Origin of the sequence: Sphingobium phenoxybenzoativorans, from assembly GCF_018286635.1 — a bacterium.
In the GTDB taxonomy this organism is placed as follows: Bacteria; Pseudomonadota; Alphaproteobacteria; order Sphingomonadales; family Sphingomonadaceae; genus Sphingobium; species Sphingobium phenoxybenzoativorans.
This window is the reverse complement of the sequence record NZ_CP073910.1, coordinates 1,268,493-1,293,047: the sequence shown is the minus strand read 5'-3', so window position 1 is coordinate 1,293,047 and position 24,555 is coordinate 1,268,493. Positions and strand designations below refer to the sequence as shown.

General features: G+C 63.5%; 25 protein-coding genes. 7 read left to right on the top strand and 18 right to left on the bottom strand.

All coding sequences use genetic code 11. The annotated features are described in order from the left end of the window. Positions 1–140: 140 nt before the first annotated feature. Together rpsO and truB are read right to left on the bottom strand one after the other, a co-directional pair. A complete protein-coding gene (gene rpsO, locus KFK14_RS06275) occupies positions 141–410 on the bottom strand; it encodes a 30S ribosomal protein S15 (protein ID WP_070151803.1) in 270 nt (89 codons plus the stop codon). Between the two features lie 18 nt (positions 411–428). Then, entirely contained in the window at positions 429–1,328 is a 900-nt protein-coding gene (gene truB / locus KFK14_RS06270; protein ID WP_212610266.1) for a tRNA pseudouridine(55) synthase TruB, read from the bottom strand. Between the two features lie 202 nt (positions 1,329–1,530). Here truB and KFK14_RS06265 point away from each other — a divergent pair, with 202 nt between their 5' ends. Then, the gene (locus tag KFK14_RS06265) at positions 1,531–2,217 is read left to right on the top strand and encodes a twin-arginine translocation pathway signal protein (protein WP_425516658.1); all 687 of its coding nucleotides are present in this window, start codon (positions 1,531–1,533) and stop codon (positions 2,215–2,217) included. Positions 2,218–2,527: 310 nt separating this feature from the next. Here the strand turns inward: KFK14_RS06265 and KFK14_RS06260 are convergent, their stop codons facing one another. The 8 genes from KFK14_RS06260 to rimP all read right to left on the bottom strand — a co-directional run bounded on the left by KFK14_RS06260 (position 2,528) and on the right by rimP (position 10,562). Further along, positions 2,528–3,091 (bottom strand): GNAT family N-acetyltransferase, encoded by a 564-nt coding sequence (locus KFK14_RS06260; protein ID WP_212610265.1) that lies wholly within the window; start codon positions 3,089–3,091, stop codon positions 2,528–2,530. Further along, entirely contained in the window at positions 3,078–3,662 is a 585-nt protein-coding gene (locus KFK14_RS06255; protein ID WP_212610264.1) for a thymidine kinase, read from the bottom strand. The genes KFK14_RS06260 and KFK14_RS06255 overlap by 14 nt, the downstream gene beginning before the upstream one ends. Beyond that, the gene (locus KFK14_RS06250) at positions 3,662–4,564 is read right to left on the bottom strand and encodes an alpha/beta hydrolase (RefSeq protein ID WP_212610263.1); all 903 of its coding nucleotides are present in this window, start codon (positions 4,562–4,564) and stop codon (positions 3,662–3,664) included. Before KFK14_RS06250 ends, KFK14_RS06255 begins: the two co-directional genes overlap by 1 nt. A gap of 18 nt (positions 4,565–4,582) precedes the next feature. Then, positions 4,583–4,975, bottom strand: a complete 393-nt coding sequence (gene rbfA / locus KFK14_RS06245; protein ID WP_212610262.1) for a 30S ribosome-binding factor RbfA — start codon at positions 4,973–4,975, stop codon at positions 4,583–4,585. A gap of 99 nt (positions 4,976–5,074) precedes the next feature. Then, complete coding sequence (gene infB, locus KFK14_RS06240) at positions 5,075–7,606, bottom strand: translation initiation factor IF-2 (protein ID WP_212610261.1); 2,532 nt, start codon at positions 7,604–7,606, stop codon at positions 5,075–5,077. A gap of 65 nt (positions 7,607–7,671) precedes the next feature. Continuing rightward, positions 7,672–8,355 (bottom strand): DUF448 domain-containing protein, encoded by a 684-nt coding sequence (locus KFK14_RS06235; protein ID WP_212610260.1) that lies wholly within the window; start codon positions 8,353–8,355, stop codon positions 7,672–7,674. A gap of 63 nt (positions 8,356–8,418) precedes the next feature. After that, the gene (gene nusA / locus KFK14_RS06230; protein WP_212610259.1) at positions 8,419–10,026 is read right to left on the bottom strand and encodes a transcription termination factor NusA; all 1,608 of its coding nucleotides are present in this window, start codon (positions 10,024–10,026) and stop codon (positions 8,419–8,421) included. 11 nt (positions 10,027–10,037) lie between these two features. Further along, positions 10,038–10,562: a ribosome maturation protein RimP gene (rimP, locus tag KFK14_RS06225; protein WP_070151552.1), complete on the bottom strand. Its 525-nt coding sequence runs from the start codon at positions 10,560–10,562 to the stop codon at positions 10,038–10,040. A 247-nt stretch (positions 10,563–10,809) separates the two neighbouring features. Here rimP and KFK14_RS06220 point away from each other — a divergent pair, with 247 nt between their 5' ends. Continuing rightward, positions 10,810–11,943 (top strand): PQQ-dependent sugar dehydrogenase, encoded by a 1,134-nt coding sequence (locus KFK14_RS06220; protein ID WP_212610258.1) that lies wholly within the window; start codon positions 10,810–10,812, stop codon positions 11,941–11,943. A gap of 161 nt (positions 11,944–12,104) precedes the next feature. Next, the gene (locus tag KFK14_RS06215; protein WP_212610257.1) at positions 12,105–13,730 is read left to right on the top strand and encodes an NAD(P)/FAD-dependent oxidoreductase; all 1,626 of its coding nucleotides are present in this window, start codon (positions 12,105–12,107) and stop codon (positions 13,728–13,730) included. A gap of 192 nt (positions 13,731–13,922) precedes the next feature. On the opposite strand, the gene KFK14_RS06210 is transcribed toward KFK14_RS06215, so the two are convergent. Both KFK14_RS06210 and glmU read right to left on the bottom strand, forming a co-directional pair. Next, positions 13,923–14,108: a hypothetical protein gene (locus KFK14_RS06210; protein WP_070151546.1), complete on the bottom strand. Its 186-nt coding sequence runs from the start codon at positions 14,106–14,108 to the stop codon at positions 13,923–13,925. 300 nt (positions 14,109–14,408) lie between these two features. Continuing rightward, a complete protein-coding gene (glmU, locus tag KFK14_RS06205) occupies positions 14,409–15,764 on the bottom strand; it encodes a bifunctional UDP-N-acetylglucosamine diphosphorylase/glucosamine-1-phosphate N-acetyltransferase GlmU (protein WP_212610256.1) in 1,356 nt (451 codons plus the stop codon). A 118-nt stretch (positions 15,765–15,882) separates the two neighbouring features. Here glmU and KFK14_RS06200 point away from each other — a divergent pair, with 118 nt between their 5' ends. Both KFK14_RS06200 and KFK14_RS06195 read left to right on the top strand, forming a co-directional pair. After that, complete coding sequence (locus KFK14_RS06200) at positions 15,883–16,569, top strand: HAD family hydrolase (protein WP_212610255.1); 687 nt, start codon at positions 15,883–15,885, stop codon at positions 16,567–16,569. After that, on the top strand, positions 16,566–17,327 hold the full coding sequence (locus KFK14_RS06195) for an enoyl-CoA hydratase/isomerase family protein (RefSeq protein WP_212610254.1): 762 nt from the start codon (positions 16,566–16,568) through the stop codon (positions 17,325–17,327). Before KFK14_RS06200 ends, KFK14_RS06195 begins: the two co-directional genes overlap by 4 nt. A 9-nt stretch (positions 17,328–17,336) precedes the next feature. Here the strand turns inward: KFK14_RS06195 and KFK14_RS06190 are convergent, their stop codons facing one another. The 6 genes from KFK14_RS06190 to KFK14_RS06165 all read right to left on the bottom strand — a co-directional run bounded on the left by KFK14_RS06190 (position 17,337) and on the right by KFK14_RS06165 (position 21,921). Then, on the bottom strand, positions 17,337–18,029 hold the full coding sequence (locus KFK14_RS06190) for a GDSL-type esterase/lipase family protein (RefSeq protein ID WP_212610253.1): 693 nt from the start codon (positions 18,027–18,029) through the stop codon (positions 17,337–17,339). A gap of 177 nt (positions 18,030–18,206) precedes the next feature. Then, on the bottom strand, positions 18,207–19,250 hold the full coding sequence (locus tag KFK14_RS06185) for an acyltransferase family protein (protein ID WP_212610252.1): 1,044 nt from the start codon (positions 19,248–19,250) through the stop codon (positions 18,207–18,209). Positions 19,251–19,380: 130 nt separating this feature from the next. Next, positions 19,381–20,421 carry a nucleotidyltransferase domain-containing protein gene (locus KFK14_RS06180; RefSeq protein ID WP_212610251.1) on the bottom strand — a complete coding sequence of 347 codons (1,041 nt, stop codon included), beginning with the start codon at positions 20,419–20,421 and terminating at the stop codon, positions 19,381–19,383. After that, positions 20,418–21,281, bottom strand: coding sequence for an HprK-related kinase A (locus KFK14_RS06175; RefSeq protein ID WP_212610250.1), 864 nt, complete (start codon positions 21,279–21,281; stop codon positions 20,418–20,420). Before KFK14_RS06175 ends, KFK14_RS06180 begins: the two co-directional genes overlap by 4 nt. After that, positions 21,278–21,559 (bottom strand): HPr-rel-A system PqqD family peptide chaperone, encoded by a 282-nt coding sequence (locus KFK14_RS06170; protein ID WP_212610249.1) that lies wholly within the window; start codon positions 21,557–21,559, stop codon positions 21,278–21,280. Before KFK14_RS06170 ends, KFK14_RS06175 begins: the two co-directional genes overlap by 4 nt. A gap of 23 nt (positions 21,560–21,582) precedes the next feature. Beyond that, a complete protein-coding gene (locus KFK14_RS06165; protein WP_246525025.1) occupies positions 21,583–21,921 on the bottom strand; it encodes a hypothetical protein in 339 nt (112 codons plus the stop codon). Between the two features lie 193 nt (positions 21,922–22,114). Here KFK14_RS06165 and KFK14_RS06160 point away from each other — a divergent pair, with 193 nt between their 5' ends. After that, on the top strand, positions 22,115–23,359 hold the full coding sequence (locus KFK14_RS06160) for an ATP-binding protein (protein WP_212610248.1): 1,245 nt from the start codon (positions 22,115–22,117) through the stop codon (positions 23,357–23,359). A 131-nt stretch (positions 23,360–23,490) separates the two neighbouring features. Beyond that, positions 23,491–24,540 carry a substrate-binding domain-containing protein gene (locus tag KFK14_RS06155; protein ID WP_212610247.1) on the top strand — a complete coding sequence of 350 codons (1,050 nt, stop codon included), beginning with the start codon at positions 23,491–23,493 and terminating at the stop codon, positions 24,538–24,540. Positions 24,541–24,555: the final 15 nt, after the last annotated feature.

Below are 24,555 nucleotides of genomic sequence, written 5' to 3'. Positions count from 1 at the left end.
TCGGCCGCGGGCTTCGACTTCGCTCAGCCCGAACGGTGATGGGGAACATCCCCAGATCATGAACGCCGTGCCGGATTGCCCAGCGCCATGTTTCAGAATCAGAAACGGCCCCGCGCGGGGGCCGTCCCTTCGTCCGGGTCTTACTTGCGAAGTCCCAGCTTTGCGATCAGGTCGCTGTAGCGGCCCGCATCCTTCGCCTTCAGATAGTCCAGCAGGCTGCGGCGCTTGTTGACCAGCATCAGCAGGCCGCGACGGCTGTGGTTATCCTTGTGGTGGCCCTTGAAGTGCTCGGTCAGGTTGGAAATGCGCTCCGACAGGATCGCAACCTGGACTTCGGGGGAACCGGTGTCGCCCTCGGCGCGGGCATGTTCCTTGATCAGCGCTTCCTTGCGCTCAGCAGTAATCGACATCGTCATCCTTTCTGAAAACTAGAGATTAAAGCCCCGCACCACCCGGATTTCCGGGCCGGAAGCCTCGACCAGCGCGACCGGCGTTTCGCCTTCCGTCGCCAGCAGGAGGCCCTGCGTGCAGGGTTTCCCCACGAGAGTACGTCCCTGACGGAGCGCCTGTGCCTCTTGGGGAGTGACGGAGAGAGCCGGGATGTCGTCCAGCCCCGCCGTCAACGGCAGCATAAGCTGCGCGATGGCGCGCTCCCTAGCAGCATCGCGCAAATTGTCCAGAGAAATCGCCTGATCCAGCGTGAACGGCCCCGCCTTCACGCGGCGAAGCATGGTCACATGCCCGACGGTGCCGAGCGCCGATGCGATGTCGCGCGCAAGAGAGCGGATATAGGTTCCCTTGGACACATGGGCGGTCAGGGTGACCGACGACAGCGTTTCATCCTTGGCAGGCTCGAACCGAACGGGAGTGAGTGCGTGAATGGTCACGGCCCGCAATTTCATCTCCACATCCTGCCCGGCGCGCGCCAGATCATAGGCGCGCTGGCCATCGACCTTGATAGCGGAATAGGCGGGAGGAGCCTGCTCTATCGCGCCAGTAAAGCGAGGCAATATAGCCTCCACCTCCGCCAGCGTGGGCCGCACATCGCTCTCCGCAATCACGGCCCCTTCCAGGTCGAGCGTGTCCGTCTGCGTACCGAAGGCGATGGTGAAATCATATATCTTGTCGCTGTCCAGCATCCGCCCGGCGAGCTTCGTCGCCTCGCCGATCGCGACCGGCAGCACGCCTGTCGCCAGCGGGTCCAGCGTCCCGCCATGTCCGACCTTCGCCTTACCCGCGCCCGCCTCCCGCAAAGCGCGCTTCACCGCGCCGACGGCCTGTGTCGAACCAAGGCCATGGGGTTTGTCGAGGATGATCCAGCCGTGCATCGGCGCGCCCTAAAGCATTTTACGGCTGCTGGAAACGTGGGAGGATCGTAACTCTTAGACTTATGGTTGCCGGTCTGGCAGTGACCAGGAACTAGGTTTTGATGTGATCGATGATATTTTCCGTCATGAAGTTACCGTCCACAGGGCGCCTGATCGCATCGACTTCACGCGGCATGGGTACGCGCAATCTTGAGGAGCGGACATGATGGGTTTGAATGTCAGGAACGCGGCTCTGGGTCTGGCTTTAACGACGCTGACAATGGCGGGGTGCTTGGCCCCGGTAGAAGCATCAGCGGCGAACGAGGCCCCTACGCCCGTCATGGGACAGGCGTCGGCGGTAACGCAAGAAGCCAAGCCCGCTTCACCTTTGGTCCCTGAAGATTTCACCGTTCCCATTCTGGTGGAAACCAAAAAATTCAAGATCGTGCCGCTCGGCCCCGATTTGGCGAAGGTGGATTTCAAGGCCTACATGTCGTCGATCGAACATCTGCAAAAGACGTTCACGCGCAGCACCGATTGGCCGCACAAGGACATCTCCGATGCCGACGCCATGCGGGACATGGAAACCGAACAGGCGAGATTCAGGAACCGTACGTCCTTCGCCTATGCCATACTCACGCCGGATGGCAGCCGCGAGCGAGGTTGCGTTTATGTCTATCCCAGCACCGTTGAAGGCTATGACGCCGTGGTCAGACTGTGGGTGACCAAGGACGAATATGACGCGGGCTTCGATGCCGAGCTTTATCATTGGGTCGTCGGGTGGATGAGAAAAGATTGGCCCTTCGCAAAAGTCGCCTATCCCGGACGCGCAATCGATTGGGCCACATGGGATTCAGCCGTAACAGCCAACAAGGCCAGAAAGGACGCGTCAGAAAGGCAGAAAAACTGAATGCGTGATCGACTAGAGGGATAATTGCCCTCTTTCATGCATGTGCCGAGCGTGGCCGGTTGTTCTCAGAAGATGCCTCACCGGAAACGGCCATTTCTGGACGTCGAAAACCTTCTCCCGCAGGCGGGAGAAGGATACGGAGCCTTGGGAGCGCAGCGAACTAGGCGTAGTTGGATGAGGGCAAGCGAGCCGAAGGCTCGCGCCTCTTCTGGCGAATACGCAAAACCCTCACCCAACCCTCTCCCGTAAACGGGAGAGGGCTAAAAGCAGAAAGTCCCTTCTCCACCCCGCACCCCATGGACTCCTCGCCCTAATATCCGCCGCGCCAATCTTCTTTCAGCAGGCCGAATATCGCCGTGTCCCGCACATAGCCGGTCCAGGTCACGCGATTACGGCGTAGGGTGCCCTCATGCATCGCCCCCAGCTTCAGCACCGCCGCCATGGACCGCTTGTTGCGCGTGTCCACCCGTATCTCGATACGGGTAAAACCGCAGGCGAAGGCATGCTCGATCATCAGCCGCTTCATGACGCCGTTGAAACCGCTGCCCCGCACAGAAGGCTCTATATAGGTGCCGCCAATCTCCAGGGTCCTGCTGACGCTATCGGGATCGATATAGTTGGTCATGCCCACCACAACGCCCCGGTGCAGTACGGCGAAACGCACCCATCCCCGGCTGCCATGGAACCGTTCCGTCTGCGCCAGCGCGCCGTCGAAATGGTCGCCCGCCCACGACATTGGATAGATATGCCATATATCCGCGTCCCGCGCGCAGGCCGCCCGCAACGGTTCGACATGACGCTCCGCTAGCAGTTCGAGGCGAACGTCGCCCGCCTCCAGCGGCGCGGCAAGCGCCGCGAGATCAGCGATAGCCATCGACCCGCTCCATGAAATGCCGACGGCACAGGGCGATATAACGGTCATTGCCGCCAATCTCCGTCTGATCGCCGAAACGGATGGCCCGCCCCTCCCCATCCACGCGTAGGTTCATCGTCGCCTTGCGCCCGCAATCGCACACTGTCTTGATCTCGCTCAGCGTGTCGGCGATGCCCAGCAACTGCGCGCTCCCCTCAAACAGGTCGCCGCGGAAATCCGTGCGCAACCCATAGCAGAGCACGGGAATATTGAGCTGGTCGCAAATGGACGCAAGCTGCAGCACCTGCGCCCGCGTCAGGAACTGCGCTTCATCCACCAGCACGCAGGCGATCGGCATTCGCGCATGCTCGGCCTCCACCGCCGCCCGGATATCCGTATCGGCGCCAAAACTATTGGCTTGCGTGTCCAGGCCGATGCGGGAGGTGATATGTCCGGCCTGATAGCGGTGATCAATCTCGGCGGTCCACAGCATCGTGTGCATGCCCCGCTCCCGGTAATTGAAGCTGGACTGCAACAGGGTGGTCGATTTCCCCGCATTCATCGAGGAATAATAGAAATAGAGCTTGGCCATCAGGGGATTGGCGGCGCTACTTGGTCGAGCCAGCGGATCAGCAGATCGGCCAGCGCTATGCGCTTGTCGGAAAAGCTGTGATCGGTCGGCCAGATTGACAGTTGGGCCGCCGCGCCAGCGGACTGCGCTTCCCCAGCCACCGCCCGCGACATCGCGCCGATGCCACGCTCGGCGCCGACCAGTACCAGTGGCCGGTTGCCATAGGACAGCACGCGCCTACCCAAGTCAAAACGCTCCGCATTGCCGCTGATCTCGGCGGTCAGCGCATCATAGCTCGTTCCCACGAGCGGCGGCAGGTCGCCCGCGACTTCCTCCTTCCATGCCGCAACACCGGCGGGCGTCGAAAGCGCTTCGACCGTGGCGGAAGGGTCCCAGGCGTCGATGAGGAATAGGCCCGCCACCTGCGGATCATCCGCAGCCGCATCGGCCGCCATGAACCCGCCCATGCTATGGCCCGCCACGGCGATATATTTGGTGTCGATCCGATATTTCGAAACGGTCGCGGGGTCCCGCAGGAAAGCGAGCGCGCTATGCGCATCCTCCGCCGCTCCGCCGAAGCTGAAGCGTCCGGGGCTGCCCCAGGACCCCCGGTAATGCAGCGTCAGCACATTCCATCCGGCCCGCCGCGCAGCCTGCGCCAGATCCAGATTCTGCTCGTTCCCCGGAAAACCGTGCAGCAGGAGCAATGTCGGATGCGGCCCGCGCCCCGCCGCCGTATACATGACCGCATTCATCGCGCCGTCCTTCGCCGGAATGACGAATGCGCTCATGCCCGCCGGAATTGCCGCATCAACAGCGGGATCGGCGATGACGGCGCGGTGGACGGTTTCCTTGGCTTGCAGAGACGAATGGACTGGCGAGAGGGAAAGCAATGCAACCGCCGCAACCATTATCCTGCGCATGCCCGATACTCCCGTTATTCAGTCGCCGCCGTCCAGATCGCGCGCCACCTTCGGATCGCGCAGCAACTTGTCGATATGGCTTCCTTCATCGAAACTTTCGTCCGCGATGAACTTCAGCTTCGCCGCATATTTCAGCTTGATGCGTTTCGCCACCTCGCGCTGCAGATAGGCGGTATTGGTGCGCAGCGCCTTCAGCACCGCTTCCTCATCCTTGCCCAGCAGCGGCTTGATGAAGGCGGTCGCATGGCGCAGGTCCGGGGACATGCGCACCTCGGTAATGCTCACCACATGATTGGCAAGCACATCGTCATGCACGTCTCCGCGCATCAGGATTTCCGACAGCACGTGGCGCACCTGCTCGCCCACGCGCAGAACGCGGACGGACGGACCTTCGGATGAGGGAATTGCCATAACCAATCCTCGTCATCCCGGCGAGCGCCGGAATCTCAGGAGCAAGTAACCGCCAGCAGGCGCACCCCCCCGGTATTTGCCAGGGCGATGCGCCTCCCGTTACAGCGTGCGCTGGCGTTCCTCGACCTCGAACAGTTCGAGCGTATCGCCCACCTTGATGTCGTTCGTGTCCTGCAGCATCGCGCCGCATTCCATGCCCGCGCGGACTTCGGACACATCGTCCTTGAAACGGCGGAGGGATGCGATGGTCGTGCGCGAAACGATAACATCGTCGCGGGTGAGACGCGCGTTGAGGCCCTTGCGAATGATGCCGTCCATGACGAGCAGACCAGCCGCCTTGTCCTTCTTGCCAGCCGGGAAGACTTGCAGAACCTCGGCGCGGCCGACGATCGTCTCGATGCGTTCGGGCGCGAGCTGGCCAGCCATCTCGCCCTTCACTTCTTCGATCAGGTCGTAGATCACGTCATAATAGCGCAGCGACACCTTGTCCCGCTCCGCCAGGACGCGCGCCTTGGCGTTCGGGCGGACGTTGAAGCCGATCAGCGGCGCGCGCGACGCGGCGGCGAGCGTCACGTCGGACTCAGTGATCGCACCGACGCCCGAATGCAGGACACGCACCTTGATCTCGTCGGTGGACGCCCGGTTGAGCGCGCCGACAATCGCTTCGACCGAACCCTGCACATCCGCCTTCACCACGATCGGATATTCGATGACCGTCGCATTGAGGGCGGAGAACATATGCTCCACACTGGTCGGCGCAGCAGTGGTGCGCTTCTTGGTGGCGAGTTCCGAACGATAGGCGGCGACCTCGCGGGCGCGCGCCTCATTCTCGACGACGGAGAGCTGATCGCCCGCCATCGGCACGCCGGACAGACCAAGCACCTCGACCGGCGCTGACGGACCGGCGACCTTCACATTCTCGCCCTTGTCGTTGACCATGGCGCGCACCTTGCCGCTCTCCGCGCCGACGACGAAATTATCGCCGACCTTCAGCGTGCCGCGACGGACCAATACGGTCGCGACTGGGCCACGGCCCTTGTCCAGCTTCGCCTCGATCACATTGCCTTCGGCTGCGCGATCGGGATTGGCGGTCAGTTCAAGCAGTTCGGCCTGGAGCAGAATCTTCTCGATCAGTTCGTCGAGGCCGGTCTTCTTGAGCGCCGACACCTGCACATCCTGAACGTCGCCGCCCAGATCCTCGACGACGATCTCATGCTCCAGCAGACGCTCGCGAATGCGTTGTGGATTGGCTTCCGGCTTGTCGACCTTGTTGATCGCCACGATCATCGGCACGCCGGCCGCCTTGGTGTGGTTGATCGCCTCGATCGTCTGCGGCATCAGGCCGTCATCGGCCGCCACCACCAGGATGACGATATCCGTGACGTTCGCGCCGCGGGCGCGCATTTCCGTGAACGCCTCATGGCCCGGCGTATCGAGGAAAGTGATGATGTCGCCGCCCTTGGTCTTTACCTGATAGGCGCCGATATGCTGGGTGATGCCGCCGGCTTCGCCACGCACCACATCTGTACCGCGCAGGGCGTCCAGCAGCGACGTCTTGCCATGATCGACATGGCCCATGATCGTTACGACGGGCGCACGCGGCTTCAGCGTCTCAGGCGCATCCTGATCGCCTTCGATACCGATTTCGATGTCGGACTCCGACACGCGCTGGATGCGGTGGCCGAATTCCTCGACCAGCAGTTCCGCCGTATCCTGATCAATAACATCGTTGATCGTGACGGGCGTACCCATCTTGAACAGCGCCTTGACCAGATCGGCGCCCTTTTCCGCCATACGATTGGCGAGTTCCTGAATGGTGATCGCCTCTGGCACCACCACGTCGCGGCTCTGCTTCTCGCGCGGCTGCTGACGGCCGCCGGAATGGGCGCGGCGTTCCTTTTCACGGGCGCGCTTGAGCGCCGCAAGGCTGCGCGCGCGGGCGCTGTCGTCATCGGCGAGGGCGCGCGTGACGGTCAACTTGCCGGACTGACGGCGATCATGTTCGCTGCGCTTCGTGCGATCCGGCTTGACCGGTTCCGGGCGCTTGACCGGAGCAACGGGCGTAAAGCGGCGCGGCGGCGGATGATCGCCGGTGTGCGCGGTTTCCGCCGCCTCGGTCGCGGCGGGCGCTTCCACCTCGGCCACGGCTTCCACTGCTGAAGCGGCTTCCGGTTCGGGAGCGGCAACGGCTGGCGCTTCCGCTTCGGCCCGGCGGTTTTCTTCCGCGCGGCGCTTTTCTTCTTCGCTGGCGGCCTGACGCTGGGCGTCATCGCGGCGGCGCGCATCTTCCAGCGCAGCCATGCGGGCTTCTTCCGCCTCGCGCAGCAGCTTCGCCTGCATTTCCTGCCGCGAAAGCAGGCTCGGCTGCGGAGCAGGACGGGCGGGCGGCGGCGGAGGCGCAGCCGGGCGCGGAGCAGGCGCAGCGACAACCGGCTCAGGCGCAGGGGCGGGAGCCGCCTCCACGCCCGCTTCGCCGGGCTTGCCCAGGATACGGCGCCGCTTCACCTCGACCACGACCGTATTCTTGCGGCCATGGCTGAAGCTTTGCTGCACCTGGCCGGATTCCACGGTCCGCTTGATGCCCAGCGGCTTGCGGCCCAGAACCGGCTTGTCTTCCTTGCTGTCACTCATCGACTAAACTGAACCCTTCACTTCACATATGCAGGCGCGCGGCACATTGGCCACGGCCGATAGTTTCAAACCTGATCGGCTGCCACGCCCCCGCCGGCATCGACTCCGTCCATTCCGGTCGAAATCGCGCGCGAAGGCGCCCCATTAGCGCATCCGAGATAGCTTTGCCAGCGGCCAAGGACGGCCGCCAGGCGGTCGGCTGCCCGCTGATCGGTCACCGCGACATGGACGACATTCTCGCGGCCCATCGCCATAGATAGGGCGTCCCGCTCCAGAGGCAAGACGATGCCGGCCAGATCGCTGCCCTCGGCCTCCTGGCCGACGCGCAAAGCCTGGTCGAGTTTCCGGCTGCCGTCCGGGCGCGCATCGGCTGCATGGAGCAGCATGACGACCTGCCCCCGCCGCGCCGCGACGTCGATCTTTTCCGATCCCGTCACCAGCATCGAAGCCCGCGCCTCCAGCCCCAGCCGGTCCAGAACCGCCTGCCGCAATGCCGCGTCGATCCGCTCTGGCAGATCGGCATCCAGCGTGAAATCGCCGGTCTTGAACGCGCGGGCGAGCCCACCCTTAAGCTTGCCGTTCACCAGCGCCTTTTCCAGTTCGGCGCGGGACACGCCAATCCACGCCCCCCGCCCTGGCGCCTTGGCGCGGACGTCGGGCGCAACCTGTCCATCCGGGCCAAGCGCGAGGCGCACCAGCCCTTCGGGATCAGCGCGATCACCGGATAATATGCAGCGGCGCTCGGTCACAGGCCCCTCCCTGCATGGGGGAGGCGTGTGGTCGCGCCCTGGCCTTCGCTAAACCCTAGCGTGTCATTGGGAGGTTTCCGCAACATCGGCGTCCTCCCCTGCTTCCGCTTCCTCGTCCGCAAACCAGTGCGCGCGAGCGGCCATGATAATCTCATTGCCCTGCTCGTCGCTGAGGCCATATTCGGCGAGAACGCCGCCCTTGTCCTCTTGCGCCTCGCGGCGGCGGCGCTGGTCGACGCGCTTCTTCTGCACCAGTTCGTCGGTGGCGAGATCAGCGAGATCGTCGAGCGTCTTGATGCCCGCCTTGCCCAGCGTGACGAGCATCGCTTCGGTCAGGTGCGGCATGTCGGCCAGCGCATCCTCGACGCCCAGACCGCGGCGTTCCTCGCGGGCGGCGGCTTCGCGACGCTCCAGCGCTTCCTGCGCGCGACTCTGCAGTTCCTCGGCCAGCTCGTCGTCGAAACCTTCGATCGAGGCCAGTTCGTCCAGACCGACATAGGCGACTTCTTCCAGCTCGCCGAAGCCCTCGGCGACCAGAAGCTGCGACAGCGTCTCGTCGACATCCAGCTCGTTCTGGAACATTTCGGACCGCTGGACGAATTCCTTCTGGCGCTTCTCGCTGGCGTCGGCCTCGGTCATGATGTCGATGGCCGAACCGGTAAGCTGGCTGGCGAGACGGACATTCTGGCCACGACGGCCGATGGCGAGCGAGAGCTGATCGTCGGGAACGACGACTTCGATCCGGCTCTCATCCTCGTCGATGACGACGCGGCTGACGGTCGCGGGCTGGAGGGCGTTGACGACGAAGGTCGCCGTATCTTCCGACCAGGGGATGATGTCGATCTTCTCGCCCTGCATTTCCTGCACGACGGCCTGCACGCGGCTGCCCTTCATGCCGACGCACGCGCCGACCGGATCGATGCCGGAATCGCGGCTGATGACGCCGATCTTCGCGCGGCTGCCCGGATCGCGAGCCGCAGCCTTGATCTCGATGATGCCGTCGTAGATTTCCGGCACTTCCTGCGCGAACAGCTTCTTCATGAAGTCGGGATGCGCGCGGCTGAGGAAAATCTGCGGCCCACGGTTTTCGCGGCGGACGTTGAGGATGATCGACCGGATGCGGTCGCCGACGCGCACGACTTCGCGCGGGATCTGCTGATCGCGGCGGATGACGCCCTCGGCCCGGCCAAGATTGACGACGACATGGCCGAACTCGACCGACTTGACGACGCCGGTGATGATCTCACCCACGCGGTCCTTGAACTCCTCATGCTGGCGCTCGCGCTCGGCGTCGCGGACCTTCTGGAAAATCACCTGCTTGGCCGACTGGGCGTCGATGCGGCCAAGGTCGATCGGGGGCAGCGGATCGACGATGAAGTCGCCGATGGCGGCGCCTTTCTGCAGCTTCTGGCCCTGCTTCAGGTCCACCTGCTTGAAATAGTCCTCAACCAGCTCAACCACTTCGACCACGCGCCACAGGCGCAGGTCGCCGGTGTCCGGGTCCAGCTTCGCGCGGATGTCGTTCTCTGCGCCGTAGCGGGCGCGGGCCGCGCGCTGGATCGCGTCTTCCATCGCCTCGATGACGATGGACTTGTCGATCATCTTCTCGCTGGCGACGCTGTTTGCGATCGCGATCAGTTCGGCCCTGTTGGCGGAAATGGCGTTGGCCATCGTTGGAACCCTTATCCTTCCGTTTCGATTTCGTCCGCGCCCTGCGAGGAAAGCGGCATGGTAGCAGAAATGAGCGCGTCGGTCAGCACCAGCTTCGCGCTGTTGATATTGGCGAAGGCGATGACGACCTCGCCCACCTTGGCATCGTGCAGTTCGACGTCCTCACCCGTCAGTCCGACAAGCAATCCCTTGAACGTCTTGCGCCCCTCGACCGCGTCATGCGTGGTGATCCGCGCCTCATGCCCGGCCCAGTCGGCAAAGTCGTGCAGACGCGTCAGCGGCCGGTCGATGCCGGGCGAACTGACCTCCAGCCGGTAGGCTTCCTCGATGGGGTCCGTCTCATCCAGCAGGTCCGACAGGCGGCGCGAAATCGTCGCGCAATCCTCTATCACCAACTGCCGCGTATCCGGGCGCTCCGCCATGATCTGCAGCGTGCGCTCGTCGCCGGACCCAAACAGCTTCACGCGCACGAGATCGAAACCCAGGGCCTTCACCTCTGGTTCGATCATCTGCGTCAACGCGGCGATATCCGCCATCGGGTCTCCGTAAGACAGGTAGGTTCGTTGCCACCGGTCCCTTTCGGAGCCGGCCCTGACATGTTTAACGATGTAGGTAAGCAGGGGCGATATAGGCAGATATGCAATGTTACGCAACTGATTTGCGCGACAGTCATTATCTCCGTCACGGAATCCCCAACTCCGTTCGGGCTGAGCTTGTCGAAGCCCTGACTTTTCTTAAGAAGTACGGCCCTTCGACATGCTCAGGGCGAACGGAGTCGAGACAATGCGAAAAATATCGGCAACCGCCCTCCCCCTGATCCTTCTCGCCTGTTCGGCCGACAATGCGACCGGTCAGAATGCGCCCGCCGCCGACAAGCCGTTCAGGACATCTATCATAGCCGATTTCGACTCTCCCTGGGCGATGACCTTCATACCCGACGGCCGCATGCTGGTGACGGAAAAGGCTGGCGAGATGCTGCTGTTTGATCCCCGGAATGGTACGAAAATTCCCGTCTCCGGCATTCCGGAGGTCGACAGCGCCGGCCAAGGCGCACTTATGGACGTCGTCCTGTCGCCCCAGTTCGACAGCAATCACATGGTCTATTTCAGCTTCTCCGAGGCGGGCGAAGGCGGAAAAGGCGTGGCCCTCGCGACGGGCAGATTCGATCAAGCGAGCGACGGCGCGACGAAGCTGGACGGCGTGAAGGTCATTTTCCGCGGCGACCCCAAGGTGGAGGGCAACGGCCATTATTCCGGCCGCATCGCCTTTTCGCCCGACGGCCGCTACTTGTTCTTCACCAATGGAGACCGGCAGAAATTCGATCCCGCGCAAGACCCCAAATCGACACTGGGCAAGGTATTGCGCCTCAATCTTGACGGCACCGCCGCACGCGGCAATCCACTATCGTCGAAAGGGTTCAACCCGGCCATCTGGTCCTACGGCCACCGCAATCTGCTCGGCATCGCCTTCGACGGCGACGGACGGCTGTGGGAACAGGAGATGGGTCCGCAGGGCGGCGACGAGATCAACCTGATCAAGCCCGGCCTCAACTATGGCTGGCCCAGGGCGTCGAACGGCAGCCATTATGACGGCCGCGACATCCCCGACCACAAGGCCGGGGACGGTTTCGAAGCCCCGAAGGTCTGGTGGAACCCGGCCATCTCGCCCGGCGGCCTCCTCTATTATAGCGGCGCGATGTTCCCGCAGTGGAAGGGATCGCTATTCCTTGGCGGCCTGTCGAGCGAGGCGCTGATCCGCGTAAAGATAAACGGCGAAACCGCGTCGAAGGCCGACCAGTGGGACATGGGCGCCCGCATCCGTGAGGTAGAGCAGGGACCGGACGGTGCGCTATGGTTGTTGGAGGACGGCAATAGAGGATCGCAGGGGCGGCTGCTGAAACTGACGCCTGCGGAATAGGCGCGCGCCCTTCCCCGTTCGCCCTGAGCTTGTCGAAGGGCTGCACTGCCTTCAGGTAAGGGCAGGGCTTCGACAAGCTCAGCCCGAACGGTTTAGTTATCTAGAGTTGTTGCACCCATCCTTATGGCGCAACCCCTCCCAACCGGCTAAAGGCGGCCGCCATGCTCCGCCTTTCCGATATCAAACTGCCGCTCGGGCATCCGCCCGAAGCCCTGCGCGCCGCCGTGCTGGAGCGGCTTGGCATTGCCGACGAGGCGCTGATCGATCTCGCCGTCGCACGGCGCGCCAACGATGCGCGCAAGAAATCTGCGATCCTGATGGTCTATTCCATTGACGTGACCGTCGCGGACGAGGCGGCGATCCTGAAAAAATTCGCCAACGACCCGCATGTCAGGCAAACGCCGGACACGGCCTATCGCCCGGTCGCAAACTTCGACGGGATCGAACGCGACAAACGGCCTGTGGTGATCGGCGCTGGGCCGTGCGGCCTGTTTGCGGGCCTGATCCTCGCGCAGATGGGCCTTCGCCCGATCATTCTGGAACGCGGCAAGGTGGTGCGGGAGCGGACCAAGGATACATGGGGCCTGTGGCGGCGCAGCGAGCTGAATCCGGAATCCAACGTGCAGTTCGGCGAGGGCGGCGCGGGCACCTTCTCCGACGGCAAGCTCTACAGCCAGATCAAGGATCCCCGCTTCCTGGGCCGCAAGGTCCTGACTGAGTTCGTAAAGGCGGGCGCTCCGCCGGAAATCCTGACCGAAGCGCATCCGCACATCGGCACCTTCCGCCTCGTCACCATGGTGGAGAGCATGCGCCGGACGATCGAGGAACTGGGCGGCGAATACCGGTTCGAGCGGCGGGTCGAGGATTTCGATATCGAGACCGCTCCGGACGGGACCAGGAGGCTGCGCGGTCTGCATCTTCATACCGGCGACTATCTGGCGGCCGATCATGTCGTGCTCGCGGTCGGCCACAGCGCGCGCGAGACGTTCCGCACGCTGTATGATCGCGGTGTCGATATCGAGGCCAAGCCTTTCTCCATCGGCGTCCGCATCGAGCATCCGCAATCCTGGATCGACAAGGCGCGCTTTGGCCCCTGCGCCGGACACCCGGACCTCGGCGCAGCGGCGTACAGCCTGTCTCATCACTGCAGCAACGGCCGCACCGTCTACAGCTTCTGCATGTGTCCAGGTGGCCGTGTGGTGGCCGCGACATCGGAACCCGGCCGCGTCGTCACCAACGGCATGAGCCAATATTCCCGCAAGGAGTTCAACGCCAATTCCGGCATCGTCGTCGGCATCGACCCGCAGCGCGACTATCCCGGCCACCCGCTCGCAGGCATCGACCTGCAACGCCACTGGGAGTCCCTCGCTTTCGTCGCGGGCGGGTCCAATTATCAGGCGCCGGGGCAGAAGGTCGGCGACTTCCTCGCCCGGCGCCCGTCGAGCGAATTTGGCGAGGTGCTGCCATCCTACCGGCCGGGCGTACACCTGACCGACCTGCGCGAATGCCTGCCTGATTTCGTGACCGATGCGATCCGCGAAGCCCTGCCCGCCTTCGGCCGCCAAATCCCCCGCTACGACCATCCCGACGCAGTGATGACCGGGGTCGAGACCCGCACCTCCTCCCCCATACGCATCAACCGCGGCAAGGATTTGCAGAGCGTCAACACGGCCGGCCTCTTCCCGGCGGGCGAAGGCGCGGGCTTTGCGGGCGGCATCCTGTCCGCTGGCGTGGACGGCATCAAGGTAGCCGAGGCTGTCGCCGCGCGGATTTTGGCTGAGGGGTGAGGGCTGGAATCCAGCGTGTTCCTGCGAACGCAGGAACCCAGTTCAGACGGCGGGCCTCGACTCCTGCCTGCGCAAGAGCACGCTTACGGTAGGGAAAATCCTGCACTCCGTTCGCTTCGAGCGCAGTCGAGAAGCCTGCGCGCCTGTTCCTGGACAAGCTCGAAACGAACGGAAGCGAGAGAGAAACAGCCCTTATTCGTGCGGGCGGATCGTGCGGTTCAGGGTTTCGACGACCTCCGCAATCGGCTCCGTCACCGTTACGCTGCGCCCCTCGCCAAAGCGGATGCGGGTGCCGTCCGTAACGGATGAGATGAAAGTGACCTGTGAGGCATTCACTGCCGTTTCGACCCGATCGACGCCGACGAACATCACGATCATATCGCTCTCCTATTATATTGGGAGAGCATCCTAGGGCCTTGGACGGCAATTACAAACGGTTCGGGGAGGGTTTTACAGCTACCAAGAGGATCGTGCTCCTGCGCAGGCAGGAGTCCAGTTCGAACCGAGGGCCTGGGCTCCTGCTTTCGCAGGAGCACCCTACACGCCCCGTTCGCCCTGCTGATACGAGGCACGTGACTCGTGTCAGTGTCGAAGGGCACGCCCGAACGAAGTGAAGGCACGTCGCTGCGCGCAGTAGAAGGCTTCGACAGGCTCAGCCCGAACGGTTTTGCAAAGACTTTACTTCCCGGCCTTCTTCGCCGCCATCGTCGCCCGGAATTTCGCCGCCCAGCCAGCGATCACCGCCTGCTTCCCCCGCGCCACCGCGAGCGCGTCGCCCTCGACATCCTTGGTCAGCACCGATCCTGCGCCGACGATCGCCCCGTCACCCACCTTCACCGGCGCGACCAGCGCGCTGTTGGAGCCGATGAACGCTCCCGCGCCAATTTCCGTCCTATATTTCAGGAAGCCATCATAATTGCAGGTGATCGTGCCCGCGCCGATATTGGCGTTCGCGCCGACGCTGGCGTCGCCGATATAGGAGAGGTGATTGGCTTTCGCGCCTTCGCCCAGCACTGCCTTTTTGATCTCGACAAAATTGCCGACCTTTGCCTTTTGGCCGATGTCCGCGCCGGGCCGCAACCGCGCATAGGGGCCGATTTCCGCGCCGGTGCGCACTGTCGCCCCCTCGATATGGGAAAAGGCGTGGATGACGACATCATCCTCCACCGTCACGCCCGGACCGAAAACGACATTGGGCTCCACCACGACATCGCGGCCAAGCACCGTGTCATGGCTGAAGAAAACCGTATCGGGCGCGACCAGCGTCGCCCCGTCGCGCATCGCCGCCAGCCGCCGCTGCGCCTGCCACGCCGCCTCTACCCCCGCCAGTTCGATGCGGCTGTTGACGCCCGCAACCTCTATCGCGTCCGTCTCGATCACCGCGCTCTGTCCGCCCGGCAGCATGACGATATCGGGCAGATAATATTCGCCCGCCGCATTCTCATTGCCGATGCTGTCGAGCAGCACGAACAGATCGGTCGAGCGAACCGCCATCAGGCCCGAATTGCAGAGCGTCACGGTGCGCTCGGCCTCGCTCGCATCCTTAAATTCCACCATCTTCTGAATGACGCCCTGCCCGTCCGCGATGATCCGGCCATAGGCGGCCGCATCGGCGGGGCGGAAGCCCAGCACCACGGCGCGCGGTTCATCACCCCGGTTCAGGCGGTCGACCATCGCCTTCATCGTCGCGGCGCTGACCAGCGGCACGTCGCCATAGAGGATCAGCACATCGCCCGCGAACCCGGCCAAAGCGTCATGCGCCTGCGCGACGGCATGCCCGGTGCCGAGCTGCTGCTCCTGCACGGCCACAGCGACGCCCATCCCCGCAACGGCAGCCTCAACCTGCTCACGGCCCGCACCCACCACCACGACCTGCCGTTCCGGCGCAAGCTCCGCGGCGCTCGCCAACAGGTGCAACAGCATCGGTCGTCCGGCGACCGGGTGCAGCACTTTGTGCAGCGCCGATTTCATCCGCGTGCCCTGCCCGGCGGCAAGGATGACGATGGCAAGGGGACGATTGGGGGTAGAGGTCACTTATGCATTCCTGTTCTGCCCGCCTCTCGGATATAAGCCCCGAAGGCGGGAAAAAGATGCCGCCCCTCTGCCATGTTTGGCTTGCCTTTGCCACAGGGCTGAAGGCATGGGCGGCGGCATGGCGCAAATCCCTTTCGACCCGATCCCGTTCGATATTGTGGGCTTCGACCTGGATGGAACATTGTTCGACACCAGCGGAGACCTGGCGGCGGCCGTGAACTATGCCATCGGCAAGCTGGACCGGCCGCCCTTCCCCGTGACGGAGATCAAACCCTTTGTCGGCAAGGGCGCCAAGGTGATGCTGGAGCGCGCTTTGACGGCATCGGGCGGATGCACGGCCGAGATGCTGGCGGATTCGCTTCCGGTGCTGCTCGACTATTATGAGCAGAACCTCGCCATCCACACCCTCCCCTATCCTGGCCTGCTGGACGCGATGGACGCTCTGGAGTCGGCTGGAGTGAAGCTCGCCATCTGCACCAACAAGGCGGAGCGGTTCACCGTGCCGCTGATGAAGCAGATCGGCCTTGCCGACCGGTTCGCGTCGATCGTGGGCGGCGACACGGTGGGCGTGTCGAAGCCCGATCCCGCCCCCATCCACGCCATGATTGAACGGGCGGGCGGCGGACGTTGCATCTTCCTGGGCGACACGATCAACGACATTGCGGGCGCGCGCAACGCAGGCATTCCCAGCATCGCGGTCAGCTTCGGCTTCGTCGACGGCGCGATAGAGGATCTGGGCGCGGACGCAGTGATCGACCATTTCGATGAGTTGGTGCCCCTGCTCGAAAGCTGGCCCCGGCCGTGACGCTGCGGCTGGAGCGGGAGGGTGCGATCGCCCGGCTGCTGATCGACCGGCCGGAACGGCGCAACGCCATGAATCAGGCGATGTGGGAATTGCTGCCCGTTCTGGTGCGGGAGGCGATGGAGGACGATGCGGTGCGCGTTCTCATTCTCGCTTCGGCCACACCCCGCATGTTCTGCGCGGGCGCGGACATCGGGGAGTTTGCGGAAAAGAGCGGCGGGGAAGACTGGCGCGTCGCCAATCAGGCGGCGATCCGCGCCAGCCAATATGCCCTCGCCCATGCACCGAAACCGGTGATTGCTGCGATAGACGGCGATTGTGTGGGTGGCGGATGCGGCCTTGCCATCGCCTGCGACCTGCGGATCGCATCGCCAGACGCCCGGCTGGGCATCACGCCAGCGAAACTGGGCATCGTCTATTCGCTGTTCGATACCAAGCTGCTGGTCGATCTCGTCGGCCCGGCGCGCGCCAAGCGCATCCTGTTTACCGGGGCGCTGGCATCGGCGGAGGAAGCACTGACGATCGGGCTGGTGGATGAGCTGGCGGTCGATCCGATGACTGCGGCGATGGCGCTGGCAGAGACAATCGCCGGGAATGCGCAGCATGCAGTGCGCTCGTCCAAGGCAATCATCCGCCGCATCCTTGACGGGCAGACAGACGACGACGCCGAAACGCTGGCGATGTTCCGGGACGCCCTCACCAAGCCGGACTTCGCCGAGGGTGTCGCCGCCTTCCGGGAAAAGCGCCGTCCTTCATTCTGAAACAGCGCCTCAGTCGCGGCCCGCCAGCGGTTCGCTCAGGCATTGCTGCACCCTCTCGACCGGCAGATCGCTTTCCAGCGCCCCCCGGATGACGCCGGCCACCCGCCTATATCCCTCCGGGTTGAGGTGCACCCCGTCAGCCACATAGAAATTGCCGGGCCGGCCCCTTGTCAGCAGCATCGGGACGATATTGACGTAAGCCGCATCCTTGCGGGCGGTAATCAATGCGCGCGCGGCGCTATTATAGCGGGTCTGTTCCGCAAAACTCGCCCAGCGCGTCGGGCTGGGCTTGGTGGATATGAAGAAAAGCGGCGTATGGGGAAATTTCCGGTCCTTGACGGCCAGAAACGCTTTCAGATTGGCGATTTCCCTGTCCGCATTGCTGCCCTTGGCGATGTCGTTCTCGCCCGCATAGAGCATGATCGCCTCTGGCGGCTGCACCTTCTCATCCGCCTCGAAATGCCTGATGATCTGGGGGAATACTGCGCCGGCGATCCCGCGATTATGCGTCGTCCACGGGGCCATATCCTGCGCCAGCGAGGTCCAGTAATTGATGGTGGAGCTGCCCACAAACCATAGCACGCACCGGCCCTGCCGTCCGCCGCCATCCGGCAAAGGAGCCGAAGCGAGTTTCTGCATAGCGTAATAGCGATAGCCCGCCCAACCGCCGATGATGATCAGAAAGACGCATATCGCGGTCAATGCCTTCCCGGCCTGCGAATTTCCTTGCCGCACCCACGCTTCCCCGTCTCATCGGCTCGCGCCGGACATTCGGCGGCTCCCTTTCCGCTTTAGTGGCCGGAATAAGCTTACCGAACAATGAGAAGTGGCAGGTGAATGCGCGCTCTGCGCTATACTTTCGTCTATGCCGCGCAGGAATCAGGCCGGATTGTCCACCGTTCGGGGCGCGATCGGCGCCTGCGCCCGTTTCCATCGCGGCATGGTGAACAACCATCCGCACCGCATGCGCAACAGGCCGATATGAATAACGAGGCACAGGGCGACGGTTATGGCCGCAAGCGCCGGCGTGTATACAATCGCCAGCGGGTGGCCAGTGCTCAACGACCCTAGCGCGCGGACGGACGCCCCGCCCAGAATCGCAACGATCGGGAAATGCATCACATAGACGGGCAGCGTCCGCCGCCCCAGCCACCCGATCGCGGCGCTCAGGCGCGGGCTTATCTTTGCGGCCCACGCCGCGGTCATCAGGCCGATCACCAGCCCAAGCAGATCGCGGGCATAATCCGCCCAGATCGACGTGAAGTAGCGATGCAGCATGATATAGGCGAACAGCACGACGATGATCGCCCTGGACTTGCGGCGGCGGACGATCGTCAGGACCATCTCCGGGCAGCGAATGCCGATCATGTAGAAGGGCAGCAGCCTTCCCAGCGTGGGAAAGCGTCCACCCAGCACATGGTCATGCGTTTCCAGGAACACGCCCAGAAGGATCGACAGGACAAGCGCGACGGGAACGGGCAGCCGGCGCATAAGCCAGGCCAGCAGGAAGGACAGGACGATAGCCCAAAGATACCAGGCCAACGTGCTCCCCATCGCAATGTCGGCAATCGGCCGCCAGCCAATCGCCTGCCCAATTCCTTCATCGGGCCAGTTGGGCGCGATCTGCATCAGGATCAAAGACCAAAGGAGATAGGCGTAAGTCAGGGGCAGCGCGGAACGCAGCTTAAGCTGATCCTTTCCGCGCGATGCGATACCGGAAGCAAGAAATCCCGAAATCAGGAAGAATAGCGGCATTCTTATATTGTAGAATACAAGCTCAACCTTTGACCAAATGAGGTCATTCTCCATTCCCAGAGAAAATATCGATCTTTCATAAATGCTGGAATGGTGCATGACTACCAGAAATACAGCCATGCCTTTGGCAAGATCTACCCATGACAGGCGATCATACTTCTGCAACATTATCCGAACCCCGCCCGACTGTCCTTGCGAGATGCCAGTACGCGGTAAACGGAATATGAAAAAATACCCTCCAGATCAGTTACTTGACCCATAATGGGTTAAGTTCTTCGGAGGCTCCCCGTGCGCCAGGTCAGGCGGGGCGATGGCCCTTTCGCCATTTCGTCCAAAGATGCCGCGCAAGCATCATCGGCGGCATCCGCAGCCAGTGCGACCGCACGAAAAAGGCGAAACGCAGAAGTTTCCGGCTTTCCCGTCCCCATCCATCCCGCGCCAGCAAGCGTGCGATGAAAAACCGGTCGCTTCTGCGGAGGCTGTAGTCCACCGAAATGGGCGACCGGTAGGCCGTCACCGGCGTTGCGTAGAGGCGATGCGCAAGGCGCAGCGCGCGCCAGACCGGATCGGTCAGGCCGTGCGCAGCGGCCCTTTCAAAGAGCGACAGAAAGAAATCCGCATCCACGGCGGCGGCTTCCCCGCAAAGGCAATGAATATCCCAGAGATTGCGCAATCCTCCGGCCAGGTCGCCATCCGCGATCAAATGGGCGGCGGCGTGGCATATCCGGTCTTCGGACGAAAGTATGTGGAGGCCGTGACCGATGGCTATGGCATTGGCGATCATCGCCGCGGCGTCCGGCGTCTGCCGCGCGGTCAGCGGGAGGACGGTATGATGGATATCGATCATCCGGTCCCGCTCCTTGTGGATCATCGGCGGCAACTCATGCATCCAGCGGCGGTAATAATCATCGTCATACGGGTCCGGCTTCACCCATTCCCAACCCGCGCCCAGAATGGCGGCCTCCACATCCGCCAGCCGGTCGCGCGGCACCAGAATATCGAGATCGCCGATGAAGCGCCCTTCCCCCGCGCGCAGTCCGGCGGCGGCATAGGCCGTCCCCTTCAGCAAGATGACAGGCACGCCACATGACGCCATCGCTGCGGCGGCGCGATCGGCCTCCCAAAGCGCCTGCCGCTTCTCGCGCTCGACCTCGCCCCGCGCATCGGTCAGGATCGGCGAGACGGATGCGGGCACGGCGATATCTTGGAACAGCACCGCCAGGGTGCCGATCAGTCTTTCCGCCCGCGCGGCCGCGATCAGCGCATTCCACTCAGCCGGAACAAGATCGCCAGCCTCGGCAGGATTGCGGAGAACCGCGACCAGCAATGCGCCACTCATGCCAGTTCCGCCCAGAGCCGGTCGATCATGCCAATGGCCGTCTCACCGCTGTCGAAATCGATGGCGCGCGCGGGAACGCCGGTTACGAAACGGGTCAACGCCGAAAATCCAGCCTCGCCCAGCGTGACATAATTTGTGGAAGCCTGGGTAAGCCGCATGAAGGCTTCGCCCTGCCCGACCTCCCTTATGTCAGGCGCGAATCCGAACCGGGGAAACAGCAGCAGGGCCGGCATCGCGCCCTCATCCATGCGCGCTACCGCCTCTGCTCCGGGCGCCAGATGCCGGATATCCCCCTTCGGCGTGTCACGCATCAACGGGCCGAACCGGCCTTCCGGCGCCTCCCGCTGCATGACGCCGATGGCCTGATTCTTCAGGCTGACCAGCCGGGGAAAAGCGAACACGCCGCCGGTCTCCGGCTCCAGCAGCGCGAATTCGTCGCCCATCAACCGCCAGCCGCGTTCTCCGAGCTGGGCCGCCAATGTCGACTTACCCGACCCGGACTCGCCGGTCATCACCAGCGCCCTGCCGTCCTTTTCGACGCATGAGGCATGGAGCAGCACATGCCTGCGCCATCCGAGCGCCATTTGCATGTTCATGCCCATTTCCGCCGCCAGCAGGCCGTGCGCCAGCGCCATGGGGGCTGCATCCGTAAGCATATGATCGCCGCCGATAAAGACGGAAGGCCGGACGAACCGCCGCCATGGCCGGGTAGGCTCCAGCCGCACGGTAAAATCGGCGACGCCGTCCGCCGGCTGCGGATAGGCCGCATAGAGCCGGGCGAGATCGGCTATGGGCTGCCGCCATGCAGATCCTATGCGGAAGGACGCAGGGCCGATCCGCAGCATGATCCGGTGCTTCATATCCTCGTCACCAGACCGAGCGAAACAAGCTCGTCCAGATGCGCCGCTATCCCTGCGCGCGCTTCGCCCGGATCGTCCAGGTCATAGTCGCGCGCCAGACGGGTTAGAATGGCGGGTACATCCGCTTCGCCTTCCGCCAATGCCGCCAGTATCTCCGGCACGGGACTGACCACGATATGCGTCTGGCCGGACCGGCGATGGTAGATGAGGGTTACATCGTCGAGCGGTTGGACGATGATTTCGGCACCCTGTTCGGCGCGATACCGGCTTTCCGCCATCCCTGCCTGGCCCGCGACGATCCTCAGCGCGGCATCTGCAGGGATGCGTAGCAGGTGAAGCCGCTCGTCCCCGACTGCAACCGGCGGATATAGTTCAGATAGGCCTGATTTTGTTCATAGCTGGTGCCGGGAAGATGACGGCCGCGCAGCGCCGCCTTCACTTCCTCCCCCGTGAACGGACGTCCGGCGCCGGGCACGGCGCCCTGGGTTCCGGCGGGGACCAGCGATCCGTCAGGCGCGATATGCTGCCCGGAATGCGGCGGGTCGGGCACCGGGATGCGGCAATTAAGTACGGATGCGGCCGTGCTCGCAAGCGCCGGACGAATAGATATGACGGCCGACGCGGCCACCGCGCCACCCATCAACAGACGGCGGCGGGTCGGCGTGGCGAGGCTTTCACCCTCGGCGGAGGCGTTGTTCGCACCGCCTGACTTTCCGTCGATTTCGTCACTCATCCGATCACTATCCGCATATTCCCTTGCATGACGGTAAATTCACACAGGCCCTGCGCCATTGCCATCGCAGCAATAGCCTGAATAATCTACGACGATAACCATGAATCGCCTTTCCTCCACTCAGATCGCCGTCGCATTGGTCATCGTCCTGTCGGGCGCGGCCGCCACCATGCTGCTGGCTGGCGGCGGATGGGAGGGCGCGCTGGTGTCGGCCGCCGCCGGGCTGCTGGCGATGGTCGTGCTGGCGGACAAAGCGCCGCCGCCGACCGCCGCCGTGATAGGCGAACCTGCGCCGGTCCATGACGACATATTGCGCAACCCGGACTTTGACGGGCTGCTGGAAGCGGTGTCGGAACCGATGCTGGTGTCCTCAAGGGGCAAGGTGGTGCGCGCCAACCGCGCCGCCCTCCGCCTGCTCGGCGCGCATATCGTCGGGGAGGATGTGCGCATCGCCATCCGCCATCCCGCTGCGGCGGAACGGCTGGCCAGCACTGCGCCGATGGCCGAACCCGTGGCGATCAATCTGGTCGGGCTGGGCACCCGCGAGCAGCATTGGGAAATGCGTATAGCTCCCCTCGCCAGCGACCCTGGCGAGGCGCGCAGGCTTGTCCACCTGAGCGACCGGTCGGGCACGCATGCAGCGGAAAAAATGCGCGTCGATTTCGTCGCCAACGCCAGCCACGAACTGCGCACGCCCCTTGCCGCGATCCTGGGTTTCGTCGAAACGCTGTCCGATCCCGCAACCGGCGCGGACGAGGAAACGCGCGGGCGATTCCTGAAGATCATGGAGGGCGAGGCGCGGCGGATGCAGCGTCTCGTCGATGACCTAATGTCCCTGTCCCGCATCGAGGCGGAGAAATATCGCCCGCCTGATTCTGCGGTGGACCTTGGCGGGCTGATCGCCGAAGTCGCCGACGTCTATCGTCAGAGCCATGGCGAACGCGGGCAGGATGTCGTTGCCGTCATCGACCCCAATGTCCGCGCGATCCTTGGCGACCGGGCGCAGATTTCGCAGCTCCTGCACAATCTGGTGGGCAATGCCGTAAAATATGGCCGCCCCGGCACGCCGATCACGGTCGGACTGTCGCAGGGCAGCGCGCATATGGTGCGCCTGACTGTTGCGGATGAGGGGGAAGGCATCGCGCCCGATCATCTGCCGCGCCTTACCGAACGCTTCTATCGCGTCGATTCGGGCCGCAGCCGGGCGATGGGCGGCACCGGCCTTGGACTCGCCATCGTCAAACATGTCGTGGAGCGGCACCGCGGCCGCCTCGACATTGCCAGCGTCATGGGAAAAGGCACGACTGTGACGATCCTGCTGCCAGTCGCAGACAGCGAGGACTGAATTTTGTGATCGCAATGGCTTCCTTGGCCATTGTCATGAAAATGAAACCGAACTGTCACACTGGCGCGATGAAGCGCCGCTAGGGCCGCGCCAAGCCAGGCACCATATGGGCCAACGCAAGGAGAATTCCGGTGAAATATTCGCTTCTGATCGGCGTCGCCGCCCTTTCGCTTTCCGCCTGTGGAGATCAGGCCGGCGGCGGCGGTTCCGGCAGCGCCCGCGATCAGATTCGCGCGGTTGGATCGTCCACCGTCTATCCGTTCGCGACCGCCGTTGCGGAGCAGTTCGTGAACGCCAATCCGGGCATGAAGTCGCCGATCATCGAATCGACCGGCACGGGCGGCGGCATGAAGCTGTTCTGCGCTGGCGTCGGCGCGCAATATCCCGACATTGAGGACGCCTCGCGCCGCATCAAGAAAAGCGAGTTCGAGCTGTGCCAGAAGAATGGCGTCAAGGAGATCATCGAGATCCAGGTCGGCGTTGACGGCCTCGCTTTCGCCGAATCGAAAAAAGGCCCCGGCATGAAGCTGACGCCGGTGATGATCTACAAGGCGCTGGCCGCCAATCCGTTCGGCAAGGGCGCGAACAAGACCGAGACGTGGAAGGATGTTGATCCGTCGCTTCCTGCGATCCCCATCTCCGTATTCGGCCCGCCATCCACCAGCGGCACGCGCGATTCGCTTGCCGAGCTGGTCCTGACCAAGGGCTGCGAGAGCGACCCGGCGATGGAAGAACTGAAAAAGAAGAATGAGGATGAGTTCAAGGCGACCTGCACCCGCGTCCGCGAGGACGGCAAATATGTCGACTCCGGCGAGAATGACAATCTGATCGTGCAGAAGCTGGGCGCCAACCCCAATGCCGTCGGCATCTTCGGCTACAGCTTCCTTGAGGAAAACAAGGACACGCTGAACGACATTCCGCTGAACGGCGTGCAGGCGACGTACGAAACCGTATCAACCGGCCAGTATCCGGGTGCGCGTCCGCTCTACATCTATGTGAAGAAGGCGCATATCGCCGCCATTCCGGGCCTGAAAGCCTATCTCGAAGCCTTCGCGGCGGGATGGGAGCCGGGCGGTTACCTGACCAAGCGCGGCATGGTCGCCTCGCCGGACGATGTGCGCAAGGCGAGCGCCGAGGCCGTGAAGAACCTGACCGTGCTGGACGGCGCAAGCCTGAAATAAGCCGCGTGCCTACCG